Source organism: Streptomyces sp. NPDC094147 (assembly GCF_044764265.1).
Classification (GTDB): Bacteria; Actinomycetota; Actinomycetes; order Streptomycetales; family Streptomycetaceae; genus Streptomyces.
In genome coordinates this window covers 278,556-296,156 of the sequence record NZ_JBIWHT010000002.1, presented here as the reverse complement: position 1 = coordinate 296,156, position 17,601 = coordinate 278,556, and the positions used below count along the sequence as shown (strand labels likewise).

Genomic DNA, 17,601 nt, shown 5'->3' with positions numbered 1-17,601 from the left:
CGGTCTTACGGTCGCCCAGTTTTCTGGGTTCTTTCGCATCCAACCATGCCCAGCCGGAAGGCCGCTCATTACTCCTGGGTTACCCAGGTGGCACCGCGGTCAGACTGCCTCGGGCGAGGATGCGTGCCAGGGATTCCACGACCTGTGGGTGGTAGTCGCGGCCGGTGCCGAGCCGCAGCTGTTCGAGTGCGTTCAGTGAGCTGCCGGGGGCTGCGGAGCCGCCCGCGAGGTCGTCGTACGCGTTGACCGCGCGGACGATCCGGGCGGGCAGCGGCTGCTCCCGCCAGGGGTCGGCCTGCCGCTCGACGATGACCGCGACGCCCGCGGGCACCCCGGTCTGTCGTACCACGGCTCCACCGAGGAGCGCGATCCGGCGCTGCTCGGTGGCGGGCAGCGGGGCGGTGGCTCCGGCGGGCACCGGGTCGAGCAGAGAGAGCTGCCCGATGTCGTGCATGAGGGCCGCGTACTCCAGGACGGTCAGCTCCGGCTCGGAAAGGCCCAGCTCGCGCCCGACGGCCCGGCTGAGCGCGGCGACCCGGCGGGCGTGGCCCGGCTGGGTGTATCCGGCGATCTCGGTGGCGCGGGCCAGTGAGGTGATGGTCTGGCGATACGTGGTGCGCACGGCCGCGTACCGCCGGAAGGCGAGCTGGGTGAGGAGCAGCGGCACGCAGAACACCGGCAGCGCCCACAGCCCGGCGACGGCGACCGCGAGGGCGATCACGGCTCCGGTGGCGCACACGGCGGACCCGATCCCGAGCAGCCCGCGCAGCTCGTCGCGGAGCAGCGGCCCGAACCGGTACGGGGTGCGGGCGTGCAGCAGCAGCGCGGCCACCACGGCGTCGCACAGCGCGGTCAGCACGAGCAGCAGCAGGAGCACCAGCGCGAAGTACGGTCCGTGCCCGAACCAGTCGTCCAGCAGCCTGGAGTTGTAGAGCGGCTGGAAACAGACGGCGGCGAACGCGACGGTCAGCACCCGCCGGGCCACCTGGTCCAGGCTGGGCCCGCGCCCCACGGCCAGATGCGGTACGGAGCCGACCAGGGCCGCGGCCACCACCACGGCGACCACCTGGAGCACCCCGTGGCGGGTGGCGTGCCCGGCGTTCTCCCCGAGCAGGGCGTAGGCCAGCGCCCCCGCCGAGGCGAGCGGCGCGGGCTCCCGCTCCCCGTCCCCGGCCCCCCACCGGGCCAGCTCCCCCACGACGACGAGCCCCCCGAACGCCACCGCGACCCCGGGCTCGACGAGCCCGCCGAGGAACGTCGCCCCGAGCGCCCAGGCGGTGAGCGCTCCGGCGACGGCGTACACCGCGATGACGCTGGGCGCCCGTGGCTTCATCTGCCCTTCCCAACCGCTCCGGGCGGAAAAATCTCGGCCCGTCCGGCGTTTGAGGACCGGGGGTCCGGGGGCGCTGCGCCCATCAGCGGCTCCGCCGCGGGCCCCAGTGGTGCCGGTACGTTTCCGCGCGCCCCCGAACCCGCCGCCTCGTCCGCGGTGACCTCAAGGTGCCACCCGTACCGGGACAGCGCCCGCACCAGGGCCCGCACCATCCCCGGATCGAACTGCGTCCCCGCACACCGCTCCAGCTCGGCGACGGCCGCCGCGACGGGCCGGGCCCGCCGGTAGGACCGCGTCGACGTCATCGCGTCGAACGCGTCGGCCACCGCCACCACCCGGGCCGCCTCGGGGATCTGGGTGCCGGCGAGGCCGTAGGGATACCCGCTCCCGTCGAGCCGCTCGTGGTGGTGCAGGATCGCCGAGCGCGCCTCGCCGAGGAAGCCGATGCCGCGCACCATCTCGTGGCCGTACTCGGGATGCAGTTCGATGACCGCCCGCTCCTGGGGGGTGAGCGGCCCGTCCTTCCGGAGCACCCGGGTGGGCACCCCCAGCTTGCCCACGTCGTGCAGGATCCCGGCGAACCGGATGACCTCCAACCGCCCCTCCGCCATGCCGAGTTCGCGCGCGATCAGCTCCGAGGCCCGGCCGACCCGTTCGCTGTGGCCCCGGGTGTACCTGTCCTTGATGTCGACGGCCTGGACGAGGGCGCGGATGGTGGCCTGGTGGGCGGCGTGCTCGCGGTGATACTGGGCGAAGACCCAGCAGGAGATGTACATGGGCAGCAGCACGAACAGCGCGGCGGGCGGCCCGAAGCGGCTGCGCCAGAGCACGGCCATCATCAGGCCCGCGAGGCCGTGCACGCAGTGCGGGGCGAGGGAGCGCAGCAGCAGTCCGCGCCAGGCGGTGCGGGCGGGCAGCCGTTCAGCGGTGGCCAGGATCAGCCCGTCGAGCGCGGTGAGGACCAGGCAGAACACCAGCGCGGCGGCCCCGGCGGGCAGCAGCACGTAGGGGAAGTCGGGGACCGTCGCCGGGCCGCGCCCGCCGAGCGCGGCCCGCCCGCCGAGCAGTACGTGGGCCGTGGCCGCCGCCGAGGCCGCGATCGCGAGCTGGGCGGCCCGCCAGGCCCGGCGCACCGCGCGCGGCTGCTCCTCGGCGTACGAGATGAGCGCGCCCGGCACCGCGACGAGCGCGGCGGCCGACGGCGGGAGCAGGAAGGCGGCGGCGAGCAGGACCGGGAAGAAGGAGCCGGAGGCGATCGGCACGGCCACCCGGCCGGCGAGGACCGGGCAGCGGGCGGGCCATTCGCACAGCGCGTACAGGCCCGCGAGGAGCGCGGCGGCAGCCCAGGGGGTGGGGCCGTGGAGTGCGGGCAGCGCGCAGACGAGGGCTCCCGCGACGGCGACCGTCACGGCGGCGCGGGCCGCCACCGGAAGGCGCACGGGACCCACTGGTCCGGCCATGACACCCCCTTCCCCTACAGGCTCCGGAGAATAGGCCCGCACGGGACGGCGGTCAGGCGCATGGTCGTATTGAGGTGTTTCGGGCCGCCGGGATTAGCACCATCGGGTGACCTCGGCCGATGCACGAGAGCGGCCACGGCTGTATGCCGTGGCCGCTCTCAACTTCCTTGCCTGCGAGGCCTGTTCACTCCCGGTCGAGGGTCGGCACCTCGCCGGTGACCACGTCCTGTTCGGGGACGGCCTGGCCGGACCGGATCAGATCGATCCGCCCCATCACCTTGGAGCGCAGATCGCTCGGCACGTCGTCCGAGCCGCAGCAGCGCTTCACCAGCTTCTTCACGGCCTGTTCGAGCCCGTACTTCTCCAGGCAGGGAGAGCACTCCTCGAAGTGCACCTCGAACTTGTTGCAGTCGCTGTCGGGCATCTCGTGGTCGAGGAACTCGTAGAGATGGTCCAGGACCTCAGAGCAGTCCGTCTCGTGCGGCTCTCCGCAGCTCATGAGCCCGAGCCTTTCGCTTCGTCCGACTCGCCGGCGCCGGCCGGGACGAGCCCGCGGTCACGGGCGTAGTCCTCCAGCATTCCGCGCAGTTGGCGGCGGCCCCGGTGCAGCCGGGACATCACTGTACCGATGGGAGTACCCATGATGTCCGCGATCTCCTTGTACGCAAAGCCCTCTACGTCCGCGAGATACACGGCGATGCGGAACTCTTCCGGGATGGCCTGAAGGGCCGACTTCACGTCCGAGTCCGGCAGGTGGTCGAGCGCCTGCGACTCGGCGGAGCGCAGCCCCGTCGACATGTGCGACTCGGCGCGCGCGAGCTGCCAGTCCTCGATCTCCTCGGCGGCGCTGCGCTGGGGCTCGCGCTGCTTCTTCCGGTAGGAGTTGATGAAGGTGTTGGTGAGGATCCGGTAGAGCCAAGCCTTCAGGTTGGTGCCCTCGCGGAACTGGTGGAAGGACCCGTACGCCTTGGCGTACGTCTCCTGGACCAGATCTTCCGCATCGGCCGGATTGCGCGTCATGCGCAGCGCGGCCGAGTACATCTGGTCGAGGTAGCCCAGCGCATCCCGCTCGAAGCGCGCGTTGCGCTCGGCGGTGGTCTCTTCCACGTGGCCGTCGTCGGTCCCTGTGACCGGACCCACCTCCTCGAACGCTACGGCGGGACCGAAAGCGGACCCGCTCGAATCGGAGGATAGACGACGACCCGGTCCGCCCGCCGCTCGAATAGGAGCGGTTCCGGCCGCGGAAAGCACCGTCCACTCCAGGTCAGCGGTGGCCTTGCGGCTGGGGCAGATGGTCGATCCCATGCGACGGACTCCCTCTCCACATCTGGTCTGCGTATCCCTACGTCCGCCATAACAGTGGTCCCGCGGCCGGCATTCCCGGTGTCAGACGGGCAGCGCGCCGAGCCATCCGCCGACCGCCGCGGTGATCACCGCGAGCGCCTCCTCCTGGGTGAGGGAGGCCCGCTTGGGGACCGCGAACCCGTGGTCCGCGAACGGCACTTCCACCAGTTCGTACGCCCCTTCGGGGAAGGCGTCCGGCGCCGGGAACTCGGCGGGCTTCCCGAAGGGGTCGTTGCCGCCCTGCACGACGAGGGTGGGCACGCCCGCCCCGAGCAGTTCCGCCGCCCTCGACTTCTCCGGCCTGCCCGGCAGGTGCAGCGGGAAGCTCAGCGCGAGGACTCCGGCCGCGCCGAGCTCCGCCGCCGTGCGGCAGGCCACCCGCGCCCCGGCGCTGCGACCGCCCGCGACGACGGGCAGCCCCCGCTTCGCCACGGCCGGCCAGAGGTCGCGCCATCCGGTGTCCAGGGTCCTGGGCGCCGGCGCCACCTTCTTGCCCGCCACCCGCCAGGGCTGCTCCACCAGGGCCACACTCACCCCGAGCGGCGGCAGGGCCGCGGCCAGCGCCTGGAGGTCGCGGGCCTCGATGCCGCCGCCCGCGCCATGGCTCACGGCAAGGACCGCACGGGCCTTCGTCGCGGGGTGCCAGGTGATGCGCGCGTCCCCGGCACCGGTCTGGATGATCTCGCTGTTGGTCACGGGGCCATCCTGCCGTCAGGCCGGCGACGACGGCGTACGACATGGGCGGCCGCGCGCCCCGACCAGCCGCCCCCGGCGCTCCCGGCGCTCCCGGCGCTCAGAACAGCGTGCCCTCCTCCGGGCCCTCCAGTTCCTTCAGGAGCTCGGGACCGTTGTTGCGGACATTGCTGACCGCCGTCGACACCGGATAGGCCCGCATCAGACCGCCCGGCGGCGGCACGAGCAGACCGCGCAGTTCTTCCGTGTCCGTACGGGCCGGGTCGAGCCAGGACGACCAGCGGTCCGGGGTCAGCATCAGCGGCATCCGCGGGTGGATGTCGGCCAGCGAGGCGGGGCCCTCGGCCGGGGCCACGCCCAGCGGGCCCGTCTCGGCCTCGGTGGTGACCACCGCGCAGGTCACCCACCAGGCCGAGGGGTGGTCGTCCGGCAGCGTGCGGTCGCGCCAGAACTCGTACACACCGGCCATCGCGAAGACCGAGCCGTCCGCCGGGGTCACGAAGTACGGCTGCTTGCGCGGCCGCTTCTTCCGGCCCTCGACCTCCAGCTCGCGCTCCCCGGCGCCGGTGACCCACTCGTAGTAGCCGTCCGCCGGGATGATGCAGCGGCGGGCCGCGAACGCCTTCTTGAACGACGGCTTCTCGTGGATGGTCTCCGAACGCGCGTTGATCATCCGGGCCGCACCCTCGGGAGATTTCGCCCAGGACGGGACGAGCCCCCACTTCAGCTTGCGCAGCTGACGAACCGGACGACGGTCCTCGGCGTCCTTGATAGGGCGCTCCAAGACCGCGTAGACCTCTTTCGTCGGGGCCACGTTCCAGTCGGGGACCAGCGTCTCGGCCGGGACCCCCATCTCGACTTCAAAGATTCCTGCGAGATCCTCGGGCTTGCGACTCGCTGCATACCTACCGCACATAGGTGCCACACTGCCACGGCGCCGATACCCCATGAGGAGCCGTCCCAGAAATGTCCGCGCTGCAAGACTTCCAGCTCTTCGGCACCCAGAGCGCGCCGGCCCAGTGGCTGGTCGCCGCCACCGGCATAGCCGCGCTCGCCGCCGTCGTCCCGCACAGCCTGTGGCGGGTCTCCCGCAACGCCATCACCATCGCCCACGAGGGCGGCCACGGTCTGGTGGCACTGCTCACCGGCCGCCGCCTCGACGGCATCCAGCTGCACTCCGACACCAGCGGCCTCACCGTGAGCCGGGGCAAGCCGCACGGTCCGGGGATGATCCTCACGGCCGCCGCCGGCTACACCGCGCCCCCGCTGCTGGGCCTCGGCGGGGCCGCGCTGCTCGCCGCCCACCACGTCACCCTCCTCCTGTGGCTGGCGACCGCGCTGCTCCTGGCCATGCTGGTGATGATCCGCAACGCGTACGGGGTGCTCACCGTCGTGCTGACGGGCGCCGCCTTCCTGCTCATCTCCTGGCTGACCGGCCCCGACGTCCAGTCGGTGTTCGCGTACACGGCCGTGTGGTTCCTGCTGCTCGGCGGCGTACGCCCGGCCTTCGAGCTCCAGCGCAAGCGCCGCCGGCACAATGACGGCGACTCGGACGCCGACCAGCTCGCCCGGCTCACCCACGTACCACCGGCGCTCTGGCTCTTCCTTTTCCACGCTGTTTCTGTCTGTTCGCTGATCGGCGGTGGCCGCTGGCTGCTCGGTCTCTAGTCCACGGCCCCACTAAAGTGAGGACCATGACCGAAACGCCCGTGCACCCCGCCCTCTGGCCCGCCCCTCTCGCGAGCGGAACCGTCGACGCGACGGTCTCCGTGCCCGGATCGAAATCGGTCACCAACCGCGGGCTCGTGCTGGCCGCGCTCGCCGCCGAGCCCGGCTGGCTGCGCCGCCCGCTGCGCTCCCGCGACACCCTTCTCATGGCGGAGGCCCTGCGCACCCTGGGCGTCGGCATCGAGGAGGGCGTGGGTCCGGACGGCTCAGGCGAGGCCTGGCGGGTGATCCCGGCCGGTCTGCACGGCCCGGCCACGGTCGACGTCGGCAACGCCGGTACGGTCATGCGCTTCCTGCCCCCGGTCGCGGCCCTCGCCGACGGCCCGATCCGCTTCGACGGCGACCCGCGTTCCTACGAGCGCCCGCTCGGCGGCGTGATCAACGGCCTGCGCGCGCTGGGTGCCCGCATCGACGACGACAACCGCGGCGCGCTCCCGATGACCGTGCACGGCGCGGGCGCCCTCGAAGGCGGCCGGGTCGAGATCGACGCCTCGTCCTCTTCCCAGTTCGTCTCCGCGCTGCTGCTCTCGGCGCCGCGCTTCAACCAGGGCGTGGAGGTGCGCCACATCGGGGCCACCCTCCCCTCGATGCCGCACATCCGGATGACGGTCGACATGCTGCGCTGCGTGGGCGCCCAGGTGGACGAGCCGGAGACCGGCGGCGAGCCGAACATGTGGCGGGTCTCCCCCTCCGCGCTGCTCGGCCGCGACCTCACCGTCGAGCCGGACCTCTCCAACGCCCAGCCGTTCCTCGCCGCCGCCCTCGTCACGGGCGGCACCGTGGTCGTCCCCGACTGGCCGATCCGCACCACCCAGCCCGGCGACCAACTGCGCGAGATCTTCACGGAAATGGGCGGCAGCTGCCAACTGACCGACCGCGGGCTGGTGTTCACCGGCTCCGGCAAGATCCACGGCATCGACGTGGACCTGAGCGAGGTCGGCGAGCTGACCCCCGGCATCGCGGCCGTCGCGGCCCTCGCCGACTCCCCGTCCAGGCTGCGCGGCGTCGCGCACCTGCGGCTGCACGAGACGGACCGCCTGGCCGCGCTCACCAAGGAGATCAACGAGCTCGGCGGCGATGTGACGGAGACCGAGGACGGTCTGCACATCAAGCCGCGCCCGCTGCACGGCGGCGTCTTCCACACCTACGACGACCACCGGATGGCCACCGCCGGCGCGATCATCGGCCTCGCCGTCGAGGGCGTACAGATCGAGAACGTGGCGACGACCGCCAAGACGCTGCCCGACTTCCCGGACATGTGGAGTTCGATGCTGGCAGGGTCCGGAAGCTGAGCGGGGCCTGAGGATCATGCGCCGCTACGGCAAGAACCCGGACGAGGACGACATCCGCGTCCGCCCCAACCCCAAGGGCAACCGCCCCCGCACCAGCATCCGCCCCAAGCACGAGGACGCCGCCGAGGGCATGGTCCTCACCGTCGACCGGGGCCGGCTGACCTGTCTGGTCGGGGACCGCACCATCCACGCCATGAAGGCCCGCGAACTGGGCCGCAAGGCCGCGGTGGTGGGCGACCGGGTCGACATCGTCGGCGATCTCTCCGGCAAGAAGGACACGCTCGCGCGGATCGTGCGGATCGGCAAGCGCGTCTCGGTCCTGCGGCGCACGGCCGACGACGACGATCCGTACGAGCGCGTGGTCGTCGCCAACGCCGACCAGCTCGCCATCGTCACCGCCCTCGCCGACCCCGAGCCGCGCCCCCGCCTCATCGACCGCTGTCTGGTGGCGGCGTACGACGGCGGCCTGGAGCCGCTGCTGGTCCTGACGAAGTCCGACCTCGCCCCGGCGGACCAACTCCTGGAGATGTACGGCGCGTTGGGCGTTCCATACGTCGTCACCTCGCGCGAGGAGCTGTACGAGGGCGACGCGGCGGACCGGGTGCGCGAGCAACTGCACGGCCGGGTCACCGCGTTCGTCGGCCACTCGGGCGTCGGCAAGACGACGCTGGTCAACGCGCTCGTCCCGGAGGCGCAGCGGCGTATCACCGGGCATGTCAACGCGGTGACCGGACGCGGCCGCCACACCACCACCTCCGCGCTCGCGCTGCCCCTGGACAGCCAGGACGGCGGCTGGGTCATCGACACTCCGGGCGTACGGTCCTTCGGGCTGCACCACGTCGACCCGTCCCGCGTGATCCTGGCCTTCCCCGACCTCGTACCGGGCACCGAGAACTGTCCGCGCGCCTGCAGCCACGACGAGGCGGAGTGCGCGCTCGACCAGTGGGTGGCGGACGGCCACGCCGATCCCGCGCGGCTGTACTCGCTGCGCCGGCTGCTCGCGACGCGCGAGCGGCGCGAGGGCGACTGACCTGGTTCCACGGGCGTGTCCATGCCCTCCGTTGCATAATCGCACCAAGTGTTGACCATGCAGTCAGCGACGACGATGCGTTGTGGGAGGCCCTGGACATGGCGTGGCTGCTGGTCGTGGTGGCGGGAATCCTCGAAACGGGCTTCGCCGTCTGTCTGAAGCTGTCACACGGTTTCACCCGGCTGTGGCCGACCATCGCCTTCGCCGCGTTCGCGCTCGGTTCGTTCGGACTGCTGACCCTCTCCCTGAAGAAGCTGGACGTGGGCCCGGCGTACGCGGTGTGGACGGGCATCGGGGCCGCCGGGACGGCGATCTACGGCATGGTCTTCCTGGGCGATGTGGTCTCGACCCTCAAGCTGGTGTCGATCTCCCTGGTGATCGTGGGCGTGATCGGCCTGCAGATCTCCGGCTCGGCGCACTGATCCCGCCCACCCCTTACACGACCTCCCGTACGCGCGGGAAGTGGCAGGCCGCCACATGGTCGGCGGCGTGCGCCGTCGGCCGCGGATCCTCCGTCGCGCAGCGCTTCTGCTGCTCCGGTTCCAGGGTTACGTACACCGGACAGCGGCCCCGGAAGCGGCAGCCCTCGTAGCGGCGGGTGGGGCTCGGCGGATCGCCGGCGAGCAGGATCCGGCCGCGCCGGCGCTCGCGCTCACGTTCCGGGTCCGGCACGGGTACGGCGGAGAGCAGGGCCTGGGTGTAGGGGTGCCGGGGGCGTTCGAAGACGTCCTCGACGGTGCCGGCCTCGACGGTCCGGCCCAGGTAGACGACGCTCACCCGGTCCGCGATGTGCCGTACGACGGACAGGTCGTGCGACACGAAGAGGTAGGCGAGGCCCAGTTCGGACTTGAGGCGGCGCAGCAGGTTGAGCACTCCGGCCTGCACGGAGACGTCCAGCGCCGATACGGGTTCGTCCAGTACGAGGAGCTTCGGCTCGACCGACAGCGCGCGGGCGATGCCGATGCGCTGGCGCTGCCCGCCGGAGAACTCGTGCGGGAAGCGCTCGGCTGCGGCCGGGTCGAGTCCGACCTGTTCGAGCAGCTCCGGAATCCGCCGCGCGGCACTCGCCCGGTCGGCCCCCTGCGCGCGCAGCGGCTCGGCGATGATGTCGCCGACCGGCATCCGGGGGTCGAGGCTGGCCATCGGGTCCTGGAACACGATCTGCACCTGCCCGCGCAGCGCCCGCCGCTCGGCCTTGCCCAGCCCCGCGGGCGCCTTCCCGAACAGCTCGATCGCGCCACCCTCGGGCCGTTCGAGGCTGAGCAGCTCGAACAGCGTGGTGGACTTGCCGGATCCCGACTCCCCGACGAGCGCGAGCGTCTCCCCGGCGCGGATGGCGAGGTCCACGCCGTCGACGGCGTGCACGGTGCCGACCCGCCGCTTGAAGGCGCCGCCCTTCAGTACGGGGAAGGTCTTGACGAGGCGCTCGACCTTCAACACGGGTTCGCCTGCGGCGCGTTGGGCTGATTCGGGTATCTGCGGTACGGGGTACACATCGAGCACGCCCAGCCCCTGTTCCGCGATCTCCCCTGCCCTCACGCACGCCGCAAGGTGCTCCAGCCCACCCGGGGGCTCCGCCCCCGGACCCCCGCTCCTCAATCGCCGGAGGGGCTGGTTCTTTGCCGAACCGGCGCTGGATGTGCGCCCCCACCCTGCGTCCTCAATCTCCCCCAAGGCCTTGAGGGCCAGGGAGGGACCCCCATGACGGGCTTGATCTCGGTCCGGTGCGCCCACGGTCCGCAGCTGCGGTACCGCCTCCGTGCAGCGGTCCTCCGCCAGCGGGCAACGAGGCGCGAAGGCGCAGCCTTCCAGCATGGCCCCCGCCCCGGGGGGCGAGCCCGGGATGGGCACGAGGGCGGACCCGGCCCGGTCAAGGCGCGGCACCGCCCCGATCAACCCCATCGTGTACGGCATCGCGGGCCCCGGGAACAGCGCGTCCACCGGGCCCGTCTCCACCATCCGCCCCGCGTACATCACCGCCACCCGGTCGGCCACCCCCGCGATCACCCCGAGGTCGTGGCTGACCAGGACCATCGCCGCCCCGGTCTCCCGCTGGGCCGTGCGCAGCACGTCGAGGATCTGGGCCTGGATGGTCACGTCCAGTGCCGTCGTCGGCTCGTCCGCGAGCAGCACATCGGGGTCGTTGGCCATCGCCATCGCGATCATGGCCCGCTGCCGCATCCCGCCGGAGAACTCGTGCGGGAACGCCGCAGCCCGTACGTCCGGTTCGGGTATACCGACCAGGTCGAGCAGTTCCACGGCCCGTGCCCGCGCCCGCTCCCTGGACACGTCCTGGTGCGCGCGGACCGCCTCCGCGATCTGGTCCCCGATCCGGTACACGGGGGTGAACGCGGAGAGCGGGTCCTGGAACACCATGCCGATCCGGCGGCCGCGCACCGCCGAGAGCTCCCGGTCCGAGGCACCGACCAGCTCGGCCGGGCCCAGCCGCACCGAGCCCCGTACCGTCGCGTTCGACGGAAGCAGCCCCACCATCGCGAGGGCCGTCGCGGACTTCCCCGACCCCGACTCGCCCACCAGGCCCAGGACTTCGCCGCGTGCCAGCGAGAAGCTGACCCCGCGCACGGCCGGCGCCCCGTCGAAGTCGACCTCCAGGTCCCGCACCGTGAGGACATCGGCGCTCATCGCTCAACTCCCTTGTTCTTGCGGCGACTTGTCGGGTCGAGTGCGTCCCGCAGCCCGTCCCCCACCAGGTTCACCGCCAGTACGAACACGATCAGCAGCCCGGCCGCGAAGAAGAACATCCAGGGGTATGTGACGGCCGCCCCCGTGCTGCTCGCGATCAGCGTGCCGAGCGAGACGTCCGGCGACTGCACGCCGAACCCGAAGTAGGACAGCGCGGTCTCGCTCATCACGGCCCCGCCGACCGCGATCGTCGCGTCGATGATGAGGAACGAGGCGAGGTTGGGGATGATGTGCCGCCAGATGATCCGGAAGGGGCCGACCCCCATGTAGACGGCGGCCCTGACGAATTCGCGCTCCTTGAGGGAGAGCGTCATCGAGCGCACCACCCGCGCCGTGATCATCCAGCCGAACACGGCGAGCAGCCCGACGAAGGCGAACCAGCCGCCGCCGCGCAGCCGCGGCGAGACGATCGCGATGATCAGGAAGGACGGGAAGACGAGGAGGAGGTCGACCAGGAACATCAGGATCCGGTCCGGCCACCCCCCGAAGTACCCGGCGCAGGCGCCCACCAGGGAGGCGAGCACCGTCGAGAACAGGGCCACGAGCAGGCCGATGAGCAGGGACTTCTGGAGACCGCGCACGGTCTGCGCGAAGACGTCCTGGCCGATGCGGTTGGTGCCCCACCAGTGGTCGGCGCCCGGCGCCTCGCGCAGCGCGGTGTAGTCGATGTGGGTGTAGTCCCAGGGGCTGATCAGCGGCCCGCCGAAGGCCAGCAGGAAGAGCAGGAGCAGCAGCACCGCGCCGGTCAGGGCGCCGCGGTTGCGTACGAAGCGGCGCAGGACGACGGTGGCCCGCCCGGCCGGTCGGGGGGCGGGCTCGACGCCGAGGGCGCTCTCGATGACGGCGGTCATGGTCGACGCACTCCTAGGCGTTGCGGATACGCGGATCGAGCGCGGCGTGCAGCACGTCCGCGAGGAAGCCGGACAGGAGCACCGTCACAGCGGCGAACACGTTGACGGCGACGACCGAGTTGACGTCGTTCTTGCCGATGGAGGAGATGAACCACTCGCCCATCCCGTGCCAGCCGAAGATCGTCTCGGTGAAGGTGGCGCCGGTGAACAGGGCGAGGAATCCGTAGCTGAAGTACGTCGACATGGGGATGAGCGCGGTGCGCAGGCCGTGCTTGAGCAGGACGGTCCGCCGGCCGAGACCCTTGGCGGCGGCCGTGCGCAGGTAGTCGGAGCCGAGCACGTCGAGCATGGTGGAGCGCTGGTAGCGGCTGTAGCTCGCGATGGTGCCGAGCCCGATGGAGACGGTCGGCAGGAGGAGGTGGACGCCCCGGTCCTTGAGCACCGTCCAGAATCCCGAGTTCACCCCCGGGGTGCTCTCGCCGGTGAACTGGATGGCCTCGGTGCCGGTCTGCTGGTTGAACCAGATGGCGCCGATCTTGAGCAGAACGGCCAGCAGGAACACGGGAGTCGAGAGCAGCGCGAACGACGCCAGGGTCACGGCCCGGTCGGAGAGCCGGTACTGGCGCACCGCCGTCCAGGCCCCCGCGAGCACTCCGATCGCGGTTCCGGCGATCGTGCCGAGCAGCAGCAGCCTGAGGCTCACCCCGATCCGCCGACCGAACTCGGCGCCCACCGAGGTCCCGTCGATGGTCTGCCCGAGGTCGCCGCGGAGCGCGTGCCCGGCCCAGGTGGTGAAGCGGGAGAGCAGCGGGGTGTGGTCGTTGACGCCGAGGGCCGTGAGGTGGTGGTCGACGGAGGCCGCGGACAAGGGGGGTTGGCGCCCCTCGTAGTACGCGCGCGGGTCGAGGGCGTACGAGGCGAGCAGATAGGACAGGCAGACGGCGGCGAGCAACAGCGCGGCGTAGTAGCCGAGTCGCTTCGCCAGGAAGGCAGCCACGGGTGTTGGCCTCCGCAGGGGATCGTCAGGGGATCACGGCCGCGGCAGGCTCAATCGGTGCTGTGCGTCGGCTTGTTGATCCAGCTTGGCCCTTGTTTGTTGCGGACATGCTAAGAAAGTATGGCGGCGTTCCGGCACCCCTCGCCGCAACCTGTGTGATCGCCCTACCGTCGGCGCAAGCTGTGGCCTCGATCAGGCCGCCCCGATCCGGAGGAAGTATCCCGATGCGCAGATCCACCGTCATCGCCATCGCCGCGGCCCTGTCGGCCACCTTGGTGGTGTCCGGCTGCGGCTCCTCCGGCAAGGACGACAAGCCCGCGAAGAAGCAGGCGGCGCCGCAGGCCGACGGGCAGAGCATCAACGTCCGCCCGGCGGGCGAGCTCAAGCAGGGCGGGTCGCTGCGGTTCGGCATCGACCAGTGGATCACGCAGTACAACATCAACCAGGTGGACGGCCAGCAGGGCGACGCGCAGGACCTGATCAAGGCCGTGATGCCGGACCTGTTCGACCCCGACGCCAAGGGCGTCCAGCACCTCGACCCGAACTTCCTCGTCTCGGCGAAGGTCGTCTCCACCAGCCCGCAGGTGGTCGAGTACCAGCTCAATCCGAAGGCCAAGTGGTCGGACGGAACACCGCTGGGCTGGAAGGACTTCGAGGCGCAGTGGAAGGCGCTGAACGGCTCGAACCCGGCGTACGAGGCCGCCGACACCTCCGGCTACGACCAGGTGTCCAAGGTCGAGCAGGGCGCCGACGAGCACACCGTGAAGGTCACCTTCACCAGGCCGTACGCCGACTGGCAGCGCCTCTTCGGCCCGCTGTACCCGGCCGCGTACATCGACACCCCGGAGAAGTTCAACAAGGGCTGGTCGCAGAAGGCGGTGGTCACCTCCGGCGCCTTCAAGGTCGGTGCGTACGACAAGACCGCGCAGACCGTCACGCTGGTGCCGGACCCGGCCTGGTGGGGCGAGCGGCCGAAGCTGGACACGATCGTCTACCGGGTGCTCGACAGCGCCGCCAAGACCGAGGCGTACCTCAACAACGAGATCGACGAGGCCCCCGCGCTGCTGCCCGAGGACTACAAGCGCCTGGTGAAGGACCCGACCACGGAGATCCGGCGCGGCGCCCGCTGGGACGAGGTGCACATCACCCTCAACGCCGGCCACGGCCCACTCCAGGACGTCAAGGTGCGCAACGCCGTGCAGGCGGCCGTCGACCGCAAGGGCATCAACGCCAGCTTCGCCAAGGACCTCTCCTTCCAACTGGCGCCGCTGAACAACCACTTCTTCATGCCGAACCAGGAGGGGTACCAGGACAACTCCAGCGAGTTCGACAAGTACGACCCCGCCAAGGCCGGCAAGCTGCTGGACGAGGCGGGCTGGAAGAGCCCGGGTGACGGCAAGACGCGCACCAAGGACGGCAAGGAGCTCAGCCTCGACTACACGCTGAGCGCCGGCGGGACCTCGGCCCAGGACGACCAGGCCCAGCTGGTCCAGCAGCAGCTGGGCGCGGTCGGCGTGAAGGTCAATATCAAGAAGGTCCCGGCCAACGACTACTTCAACAAGTTCGTCAACACCGGCAACTTCGACCTCGTCAGCTTCCGCAACACCGACGCGGTCTACCAGACGTTGCTCACGCCGGTGTTCCGTCAGCCTGAGGGCAAGAACCTCTTCCAGAACTTCGGCTCGGTCGGCTCGCCGGAGATCGACGCGCTGCTGACCAAGGCCGGCCAGACCACCGACAAGGCCGAGTCGATCAAGCTCTACAACGAGGCCGACCAGGAGATCTGGAAGCTCGGCCACTCCATCGAGCTCTACCAGCGCCCGGAGATCGACGCGGTCCGCAAGGGGCTCGCGAACTACGGGGCGTTCGGCCTCGCCGCCACCGACTACGCCAAGGTCGGCTGGGTCAAGTAGCGCTCCGCTTCAGCCCGTTGGCCGTACGGGCACGACGGCGAGGACCGCGCGGATGTGAGCCGCGGGCCCCTCGCCCGTCGTGGCACGGGCCACGACGTAGGAGAGCCCGAGCCGCACCGCCGTCTCGCAGAACCGCCACAGCTCCACCGGGTCCGCGCCCGGCGCCTCCTTCTCCAGCGCCGCGCACGCCCGGTCCCGTACCGCGGCCAGCAGCTCGGCGGGGCCCGGCACCCCGGCGTCGGCGCGGCGCTGGGCGGGCACCGCGGACACGGCGGCGGTGGTGCGGCGGGAGGGCGCCGGGAGCCGTTCGCTCCAGCAGCCCGTGAGCAGGGCCCGTACGAGAGCGCTGGAGCGGGCCGAGCCGACCGTCCACTCGGCGACGCGGACCAGGCGGTCGGTGGGGTCGGCGTGCTCGGCGAGCACTCTGTCGACGCCCCGCAGATAAACATCGGCCTCCCGGCGCACGAGCGCGCGGGCCAGACCTTCCTTGCTGCCGAACTCGTTGTAGAGCGTCTGCCGCGAGACCCCGGCGGCGGACGCCACGTCCACCATGCGCACCCCCGACCACGGCAGTCCCGCGAGCGCCGAGAGAGCGGCGTCCAGCAAGGATTCCCGCGCTGTGGGCATGGTCGCCTCCCTGGGGGCGTCCGGTGGGTCCGACATCAGAGTTGACTCGCTCCGGGGCACTGTCAAGAGCCGCTGCGGGCGGTCACCCGGACGGTTCCGCGGGGCGGGCGCTGTGGTCCGTACCGCGGACGATCGCTACGGTGGGGCCATGCCCGACTATCACGATGATCTGCGTCTCGCCCACGTCCTCGCGGACGCCGCCGACGCGGCCACCATGGACCGGTTCAAGGCCCTCGACCTGAAGGTCGAGACCAAGCCGGACATGACGCCGGTGAGCGAGGCCGACAAGGCGGCCGAGGAGCTCATCCGGGGTCATCTGCAGCGGGCCCGGCCGCGGGACGCGATCCTCGGCGAGGAGTTCGGCCTGGAGGGCACGGGTCCGCGCCGCTGGGTGGTCGACCCGATCGACGGCACCAAGAACTACGTCCGGGGCGTGCCGGTGTGGGCGACCCTGATCTCCCTGATGGAGGCGGGCGAGGGCGGCTTCCAGCCGGTGGTCGGAGTGGTCTCGGCGCCCGCGCTGAACCGGCGCTGGTGGGCGGCGAAGGGCCACGGCGCGTTCACCGGCCGCAGCCTGACCTCGGCGACCCGGCTGAGGGTGTCCAGCGTGTCGAAGCTGGCCGACGCGTCGTTCTCGTACTCCTCGCTGAGCGGCTGGGAGGAGCGGGGCAAGCTGGACGACTTCCTGGACCTGACCCGCGAGTGCTGGCGCACCCGGGCGTACGGCGACTTCTGGCCGTACATGATGGTCGCCGAGGGCTCGGTGGACTTCTGCGCGGAGCCGGAGCTCTCCATGTGGGACATGGCGGCGAACGTGATCGTGGTGCAGGAGGCCGGCGGCACGTTCACCGGTCTCGACGGCCGGCCGGGCCCGCACAGCGGCAACGCGGCGGCCTCCAACGGCCTGCTTCACGAAGAGCTGCTCGGCTACCTCGGGGACGGCGGCGCGTAGCCACGGCGGGCTTCGCCGGGGCGCGCGGCGGGGCTGGGGTTCACGAGGGGCGTGAGTCGTACTTTTACGCGCCCCACGGCTGACCTCTACGACCCCCTTGTTGACGGCCGGTCTGGATGCGACTCTAGGAGTCCCCACACTTGTGAACTTGTGAATTCATTCCTGAGCGGACCGCGGCGGCCCGCTCCGGGACCGGGATTCACCAAGGAGGTGGCTCCATCCATGCTCGTCCGTGACGCCATGAGCACGATGGTCCTCACCATCGGACCCGCGCACACCCTCCGCCAGGCGGCCCGCCTGATGGCCGCGCGCCGGGTCGGCTCGGCCATCGTCCTCGACCCCGACACCAGCGGCCTCGGCATCCTCACCGAGCGCGACATCCTCAACTCCGTGGGCCTGGGCCAGAACCCCGACCTTGAGACGGCGAGCAAGCACACCACCACCGACGTCGTCTTCGCGGCGCCGTCCTGGACCCTCCAGGAGGCCGCCGAGGCGATGACGCACGGCGGTTTCCGGCATCTGATCGTGCTGGACGGCGACGGCCCGGTCGGCGTCGTCTCGGTGCGGGACATCATCCGCTGCTGGGCTCCGGCCCGGCGCGAGAGCGCCATGGCCAACTGAACACCAGTAGGCCGGCCCCCGTAAGGGAGCCGGCCTCCTGTCCATCCTCGGCAAGCG

General features: G+C 71.4%; 17 protein-coding genes. 7 read left to right on the top strand and 10 right to left on the bottom strand.

Annotated features, from left to right (window positions below):
- Positions 1-79 precede the first annotated feature (79 nt).
- The 6 genes from ACIQ8J_RS06760 to ACIQ8J_RS06735 all read right to left on the bottom strand — a co-directional run bounded on the left by ACIQ8J_RS06760 (position 80) and on the right by ACIQ8J_RS06735 (position 5,746).
- Positions 80-1,333: an HD-GYP domain-containing protein gene (locus tag ACIQ8J_RS06760; RefSeq protein WP_403266929.1), complete on the bottom strand. Its 1,254-nt coding sequence runs from the start codon at positions 1,331-1,333 to the stop codon at positions 80-82.
- A complete protein-coding gene (locus ACIQ8J_RS06755; protein ID WP_403266931.1) occupies positions 1,330-2,793 on the bottom strand; it encodes an HD-GYP domain-containing protein in 1,464 nt (487 codons plus the stop codon). The genes ACIQ8J_RS06760 and ACIQ8J_RS06755 overlap by 4 nt, the downstream gene beginning before the upstream one ends.
- A gap of 184 nt (positions 2,794-2,977) precedes the next feature.
- On the bottom strand, positions 2,978-3,292 hold the full coding sequence (gene rsrA / locus ACIQ8J_RS06750; RefSeq protein WP_403266934.1) for a mycothiol system anti-sigma-R factor: 315 nt from the start codon (positions 3,290-3,292) through the stop codon (positions 2,978-2,980).
- Complete coding sequence (locus ACIQ8J_RS06745) at positions 3,289-3,933, bottom strand: sigma-70 family RNA polymerase sigma factor (protein ID WP_053729873.1); 645 nt, start codon at positions 3,931-3,933, stop codon at positions 3,289-3,291. The genes rsrA and ACIQ8J_RS06745 overlap by 4 nt, the downstream gene beginning before the upstream one ends.
- A gap of 246 nt (positions 3,934-4,179) precedes the next feature.
- Positions 4,180-4,833 carry an alpha/beta family hydrolase gene (locus tag ACIQ8J_RS06740; protein ID WP_403266937.1) on the bottom strand — a complete coding sequence of 218 codons (654 nt, stop codon included), beginning with the start codon at positions 4,831-4,833 and terminating at the stop codon, positions 4,180-4,182.
- A gap of 97 nt (positions 4,834-4,930) precedes the next feature.
- On the bottom strand, positions 4,931-5,746 hold the full coding sequence (locus ACIQ8J_RS06735) for an SOS response-associated peptidase (protein WP_403266940.1): 816 nt from the start codon (positions 5,744-5,746) through the stop codon (positions 4,931-4,933).
- 50 nt (positions 5,747-5,796) lie between these two features.
- On the opposite strand from ACIQ8J_RS06735, the gene ACIQ8J_RS06730 reads away from it, so the two are divergent.
- From ACIQ8J_RS06730 to ACIQ8J_RS06715, 4 genes are all read left to right on the top strand, one after another.
- A complete protein-coding gene (locus ACIQ8J_RS06730) occupies positions 5,797-6,498 on the top strand; it encodes a M50 family metallopeptidase (RefSeq protein WP_403266943.1) in 702 nt (233 codons plus the stop codon).
- Between the two features lie 26 nt (positions 6,499-6,524).
- Complete coding sequence (gene aroA, locus ACIQ8J_RS06725; protein WP_403266945.1) at positions 6,525-7,850, top strand: 3-phosphoshikimate 1-carboxyvinyltransferase; 1,326 nt, start codon at positions 6,525-6,527, stop codon at positions 7,848-7,850.
- A 16-nt stretch (positions 7,851-7,866) separates the two neighbouring features.
- Entirely contained in the window at positions 7,867-8,880 is a 1,014-nt protein-coding gene (rsgA, locus tag ACIQ8J_RS06720; protein ID WP_403266948.1) for a ribosome small subunit-dependent GTPase A, read from the top strand.
- Positions 8,881-8,978: 98 nt separating this feature from the next.
- The gene (locus tag ACIQ8J_RS06715; RefSeq protein WP_114038981.1) at positions 8,979-9,302 is read left to right on the top strand and encodes a multidrug efflux SMR transporter; all 324 of its coding nucleotides are present in this window, start codon (positions 8,979-8,981) and stop codon (positions 9,300-9,302) included.
- Between the two features lie 13 nt (positions 9,303-9,315).
- Here ACIQ8J_RS06715 and ACIQ8J_RS06710 read toward each other — a convergent pair whose 3' ends face one another.
- From ACIQ8J_RS06710 to ACIQ8J_RS06700, 3 genes are read right to left on the bottom strand one after another with little or no spacing between them, the layout of a single operon-like run.
- Positions 9,316-11,523 carry a dipeptide ABC transporter ATP-binding protein gene (locus ACIQ8J_RS06710; protein WP_403266951.1) on the bottom strand — a complete coding sequence of 736 codons (2,208 nt, stop codon included), beginning with the start codon at positions 11,521-11,523 and terminating at the stop codon, positions 9,316-9,318.
- Positions 11,520-12,434, bottom strand: a complete 915-nt coding sequence (locus ACIQ8J_RS06705; RefSeq protein WP_403266954.1) for an ABC transporter permease — start codon at positions 12,432-12,434, stop codon at positions 11,520-11,522. Before ACIQ8J_RS06705 ends, ACIQ8J_RS06710 begins: the two co-directional genes overlap by 4 nt.
- Before the next feature lie 13 nt (positions 12,435-12,447).
- Positions 12,448-13,431 carry an ABC transporter permease gene (locus ACIQ8J_RS06700; protein WP_403266957.1) on the bottom strand — a complete coding sequence of 328 codons (984 nt, stop codon included), beginning with the start codon at positions 13,429-13,431 and terminating at the stop codon, positions 12,448-12,450.
- A 224-nt stretch (positions 13,432-13,655) separates the two neighbouring features.
- Between ACIQ8J_RS06700 and ACIQ8J_RS06695 the strand changes: the two genes are divergently transcribed.
- Complete coding sequence (locus ACIQ8J_RS06695; protein WP_403266959.1) at positions 13,656-15,344, top strand: ABC transporter family substrate-binding protein; 1,689 nt, start codon at positions 13,656-13,658, stop codon at positions 15,342-15,344.
- Positions 15,345-15,353: 9 nt separating this feature from the next.
- Here the strand turns inward: ACIQ8J_RS06695 and ACIQ8J_RS06690 are convergent, their stop codons facing one another.
- Complete coding sequence (locus ACIQ8J_RS06690; protein ID WP_403266961.1) at positions 15,354-15,971, bottom strand: TetR/AcrR family transcriptional regulator; 618 nt, start codon at positions 15,969-15,971, stop codon at positions 15,354-15,356.
- A gap of 148 nt (positions 15,972-16,119) precedes the next feature.
- Here ACIQ8J_RS06690 and hisN point away from each other — a divergent pair, with 148 nt between their 5' ends.
- Both hisN and ACIQ8J_RS06680 read left to right on the top strand, forming a co-directional pair.
- Positions 16,120-16,923: a histidinol-phosphatase gene (gene hisN / locus ACIQ8J_RS06685; RefSeq protein WP_403266964.1), complete on the top strand. Its 804-nt coding sequence runs from the start codon at positions 16,120-16,122 to the stop codon at positions 16,921-16,923.
- A gap of 222 nt (positions 16,924-17,145) precedes the next feature.
- Complete coding sequence (locus ACIQ8J_RS06680) at positions 17,146-17,544, top strand: cyclic nucleotide-binding/CBS domain-containing protein (protein WP_403266966.1); 399 nt, start codon at positions 17,146-17,148, stop codon at positions 17,542-17,544.
- Positions 17,545-17,601: the final 57 nt, after the last annotated feature.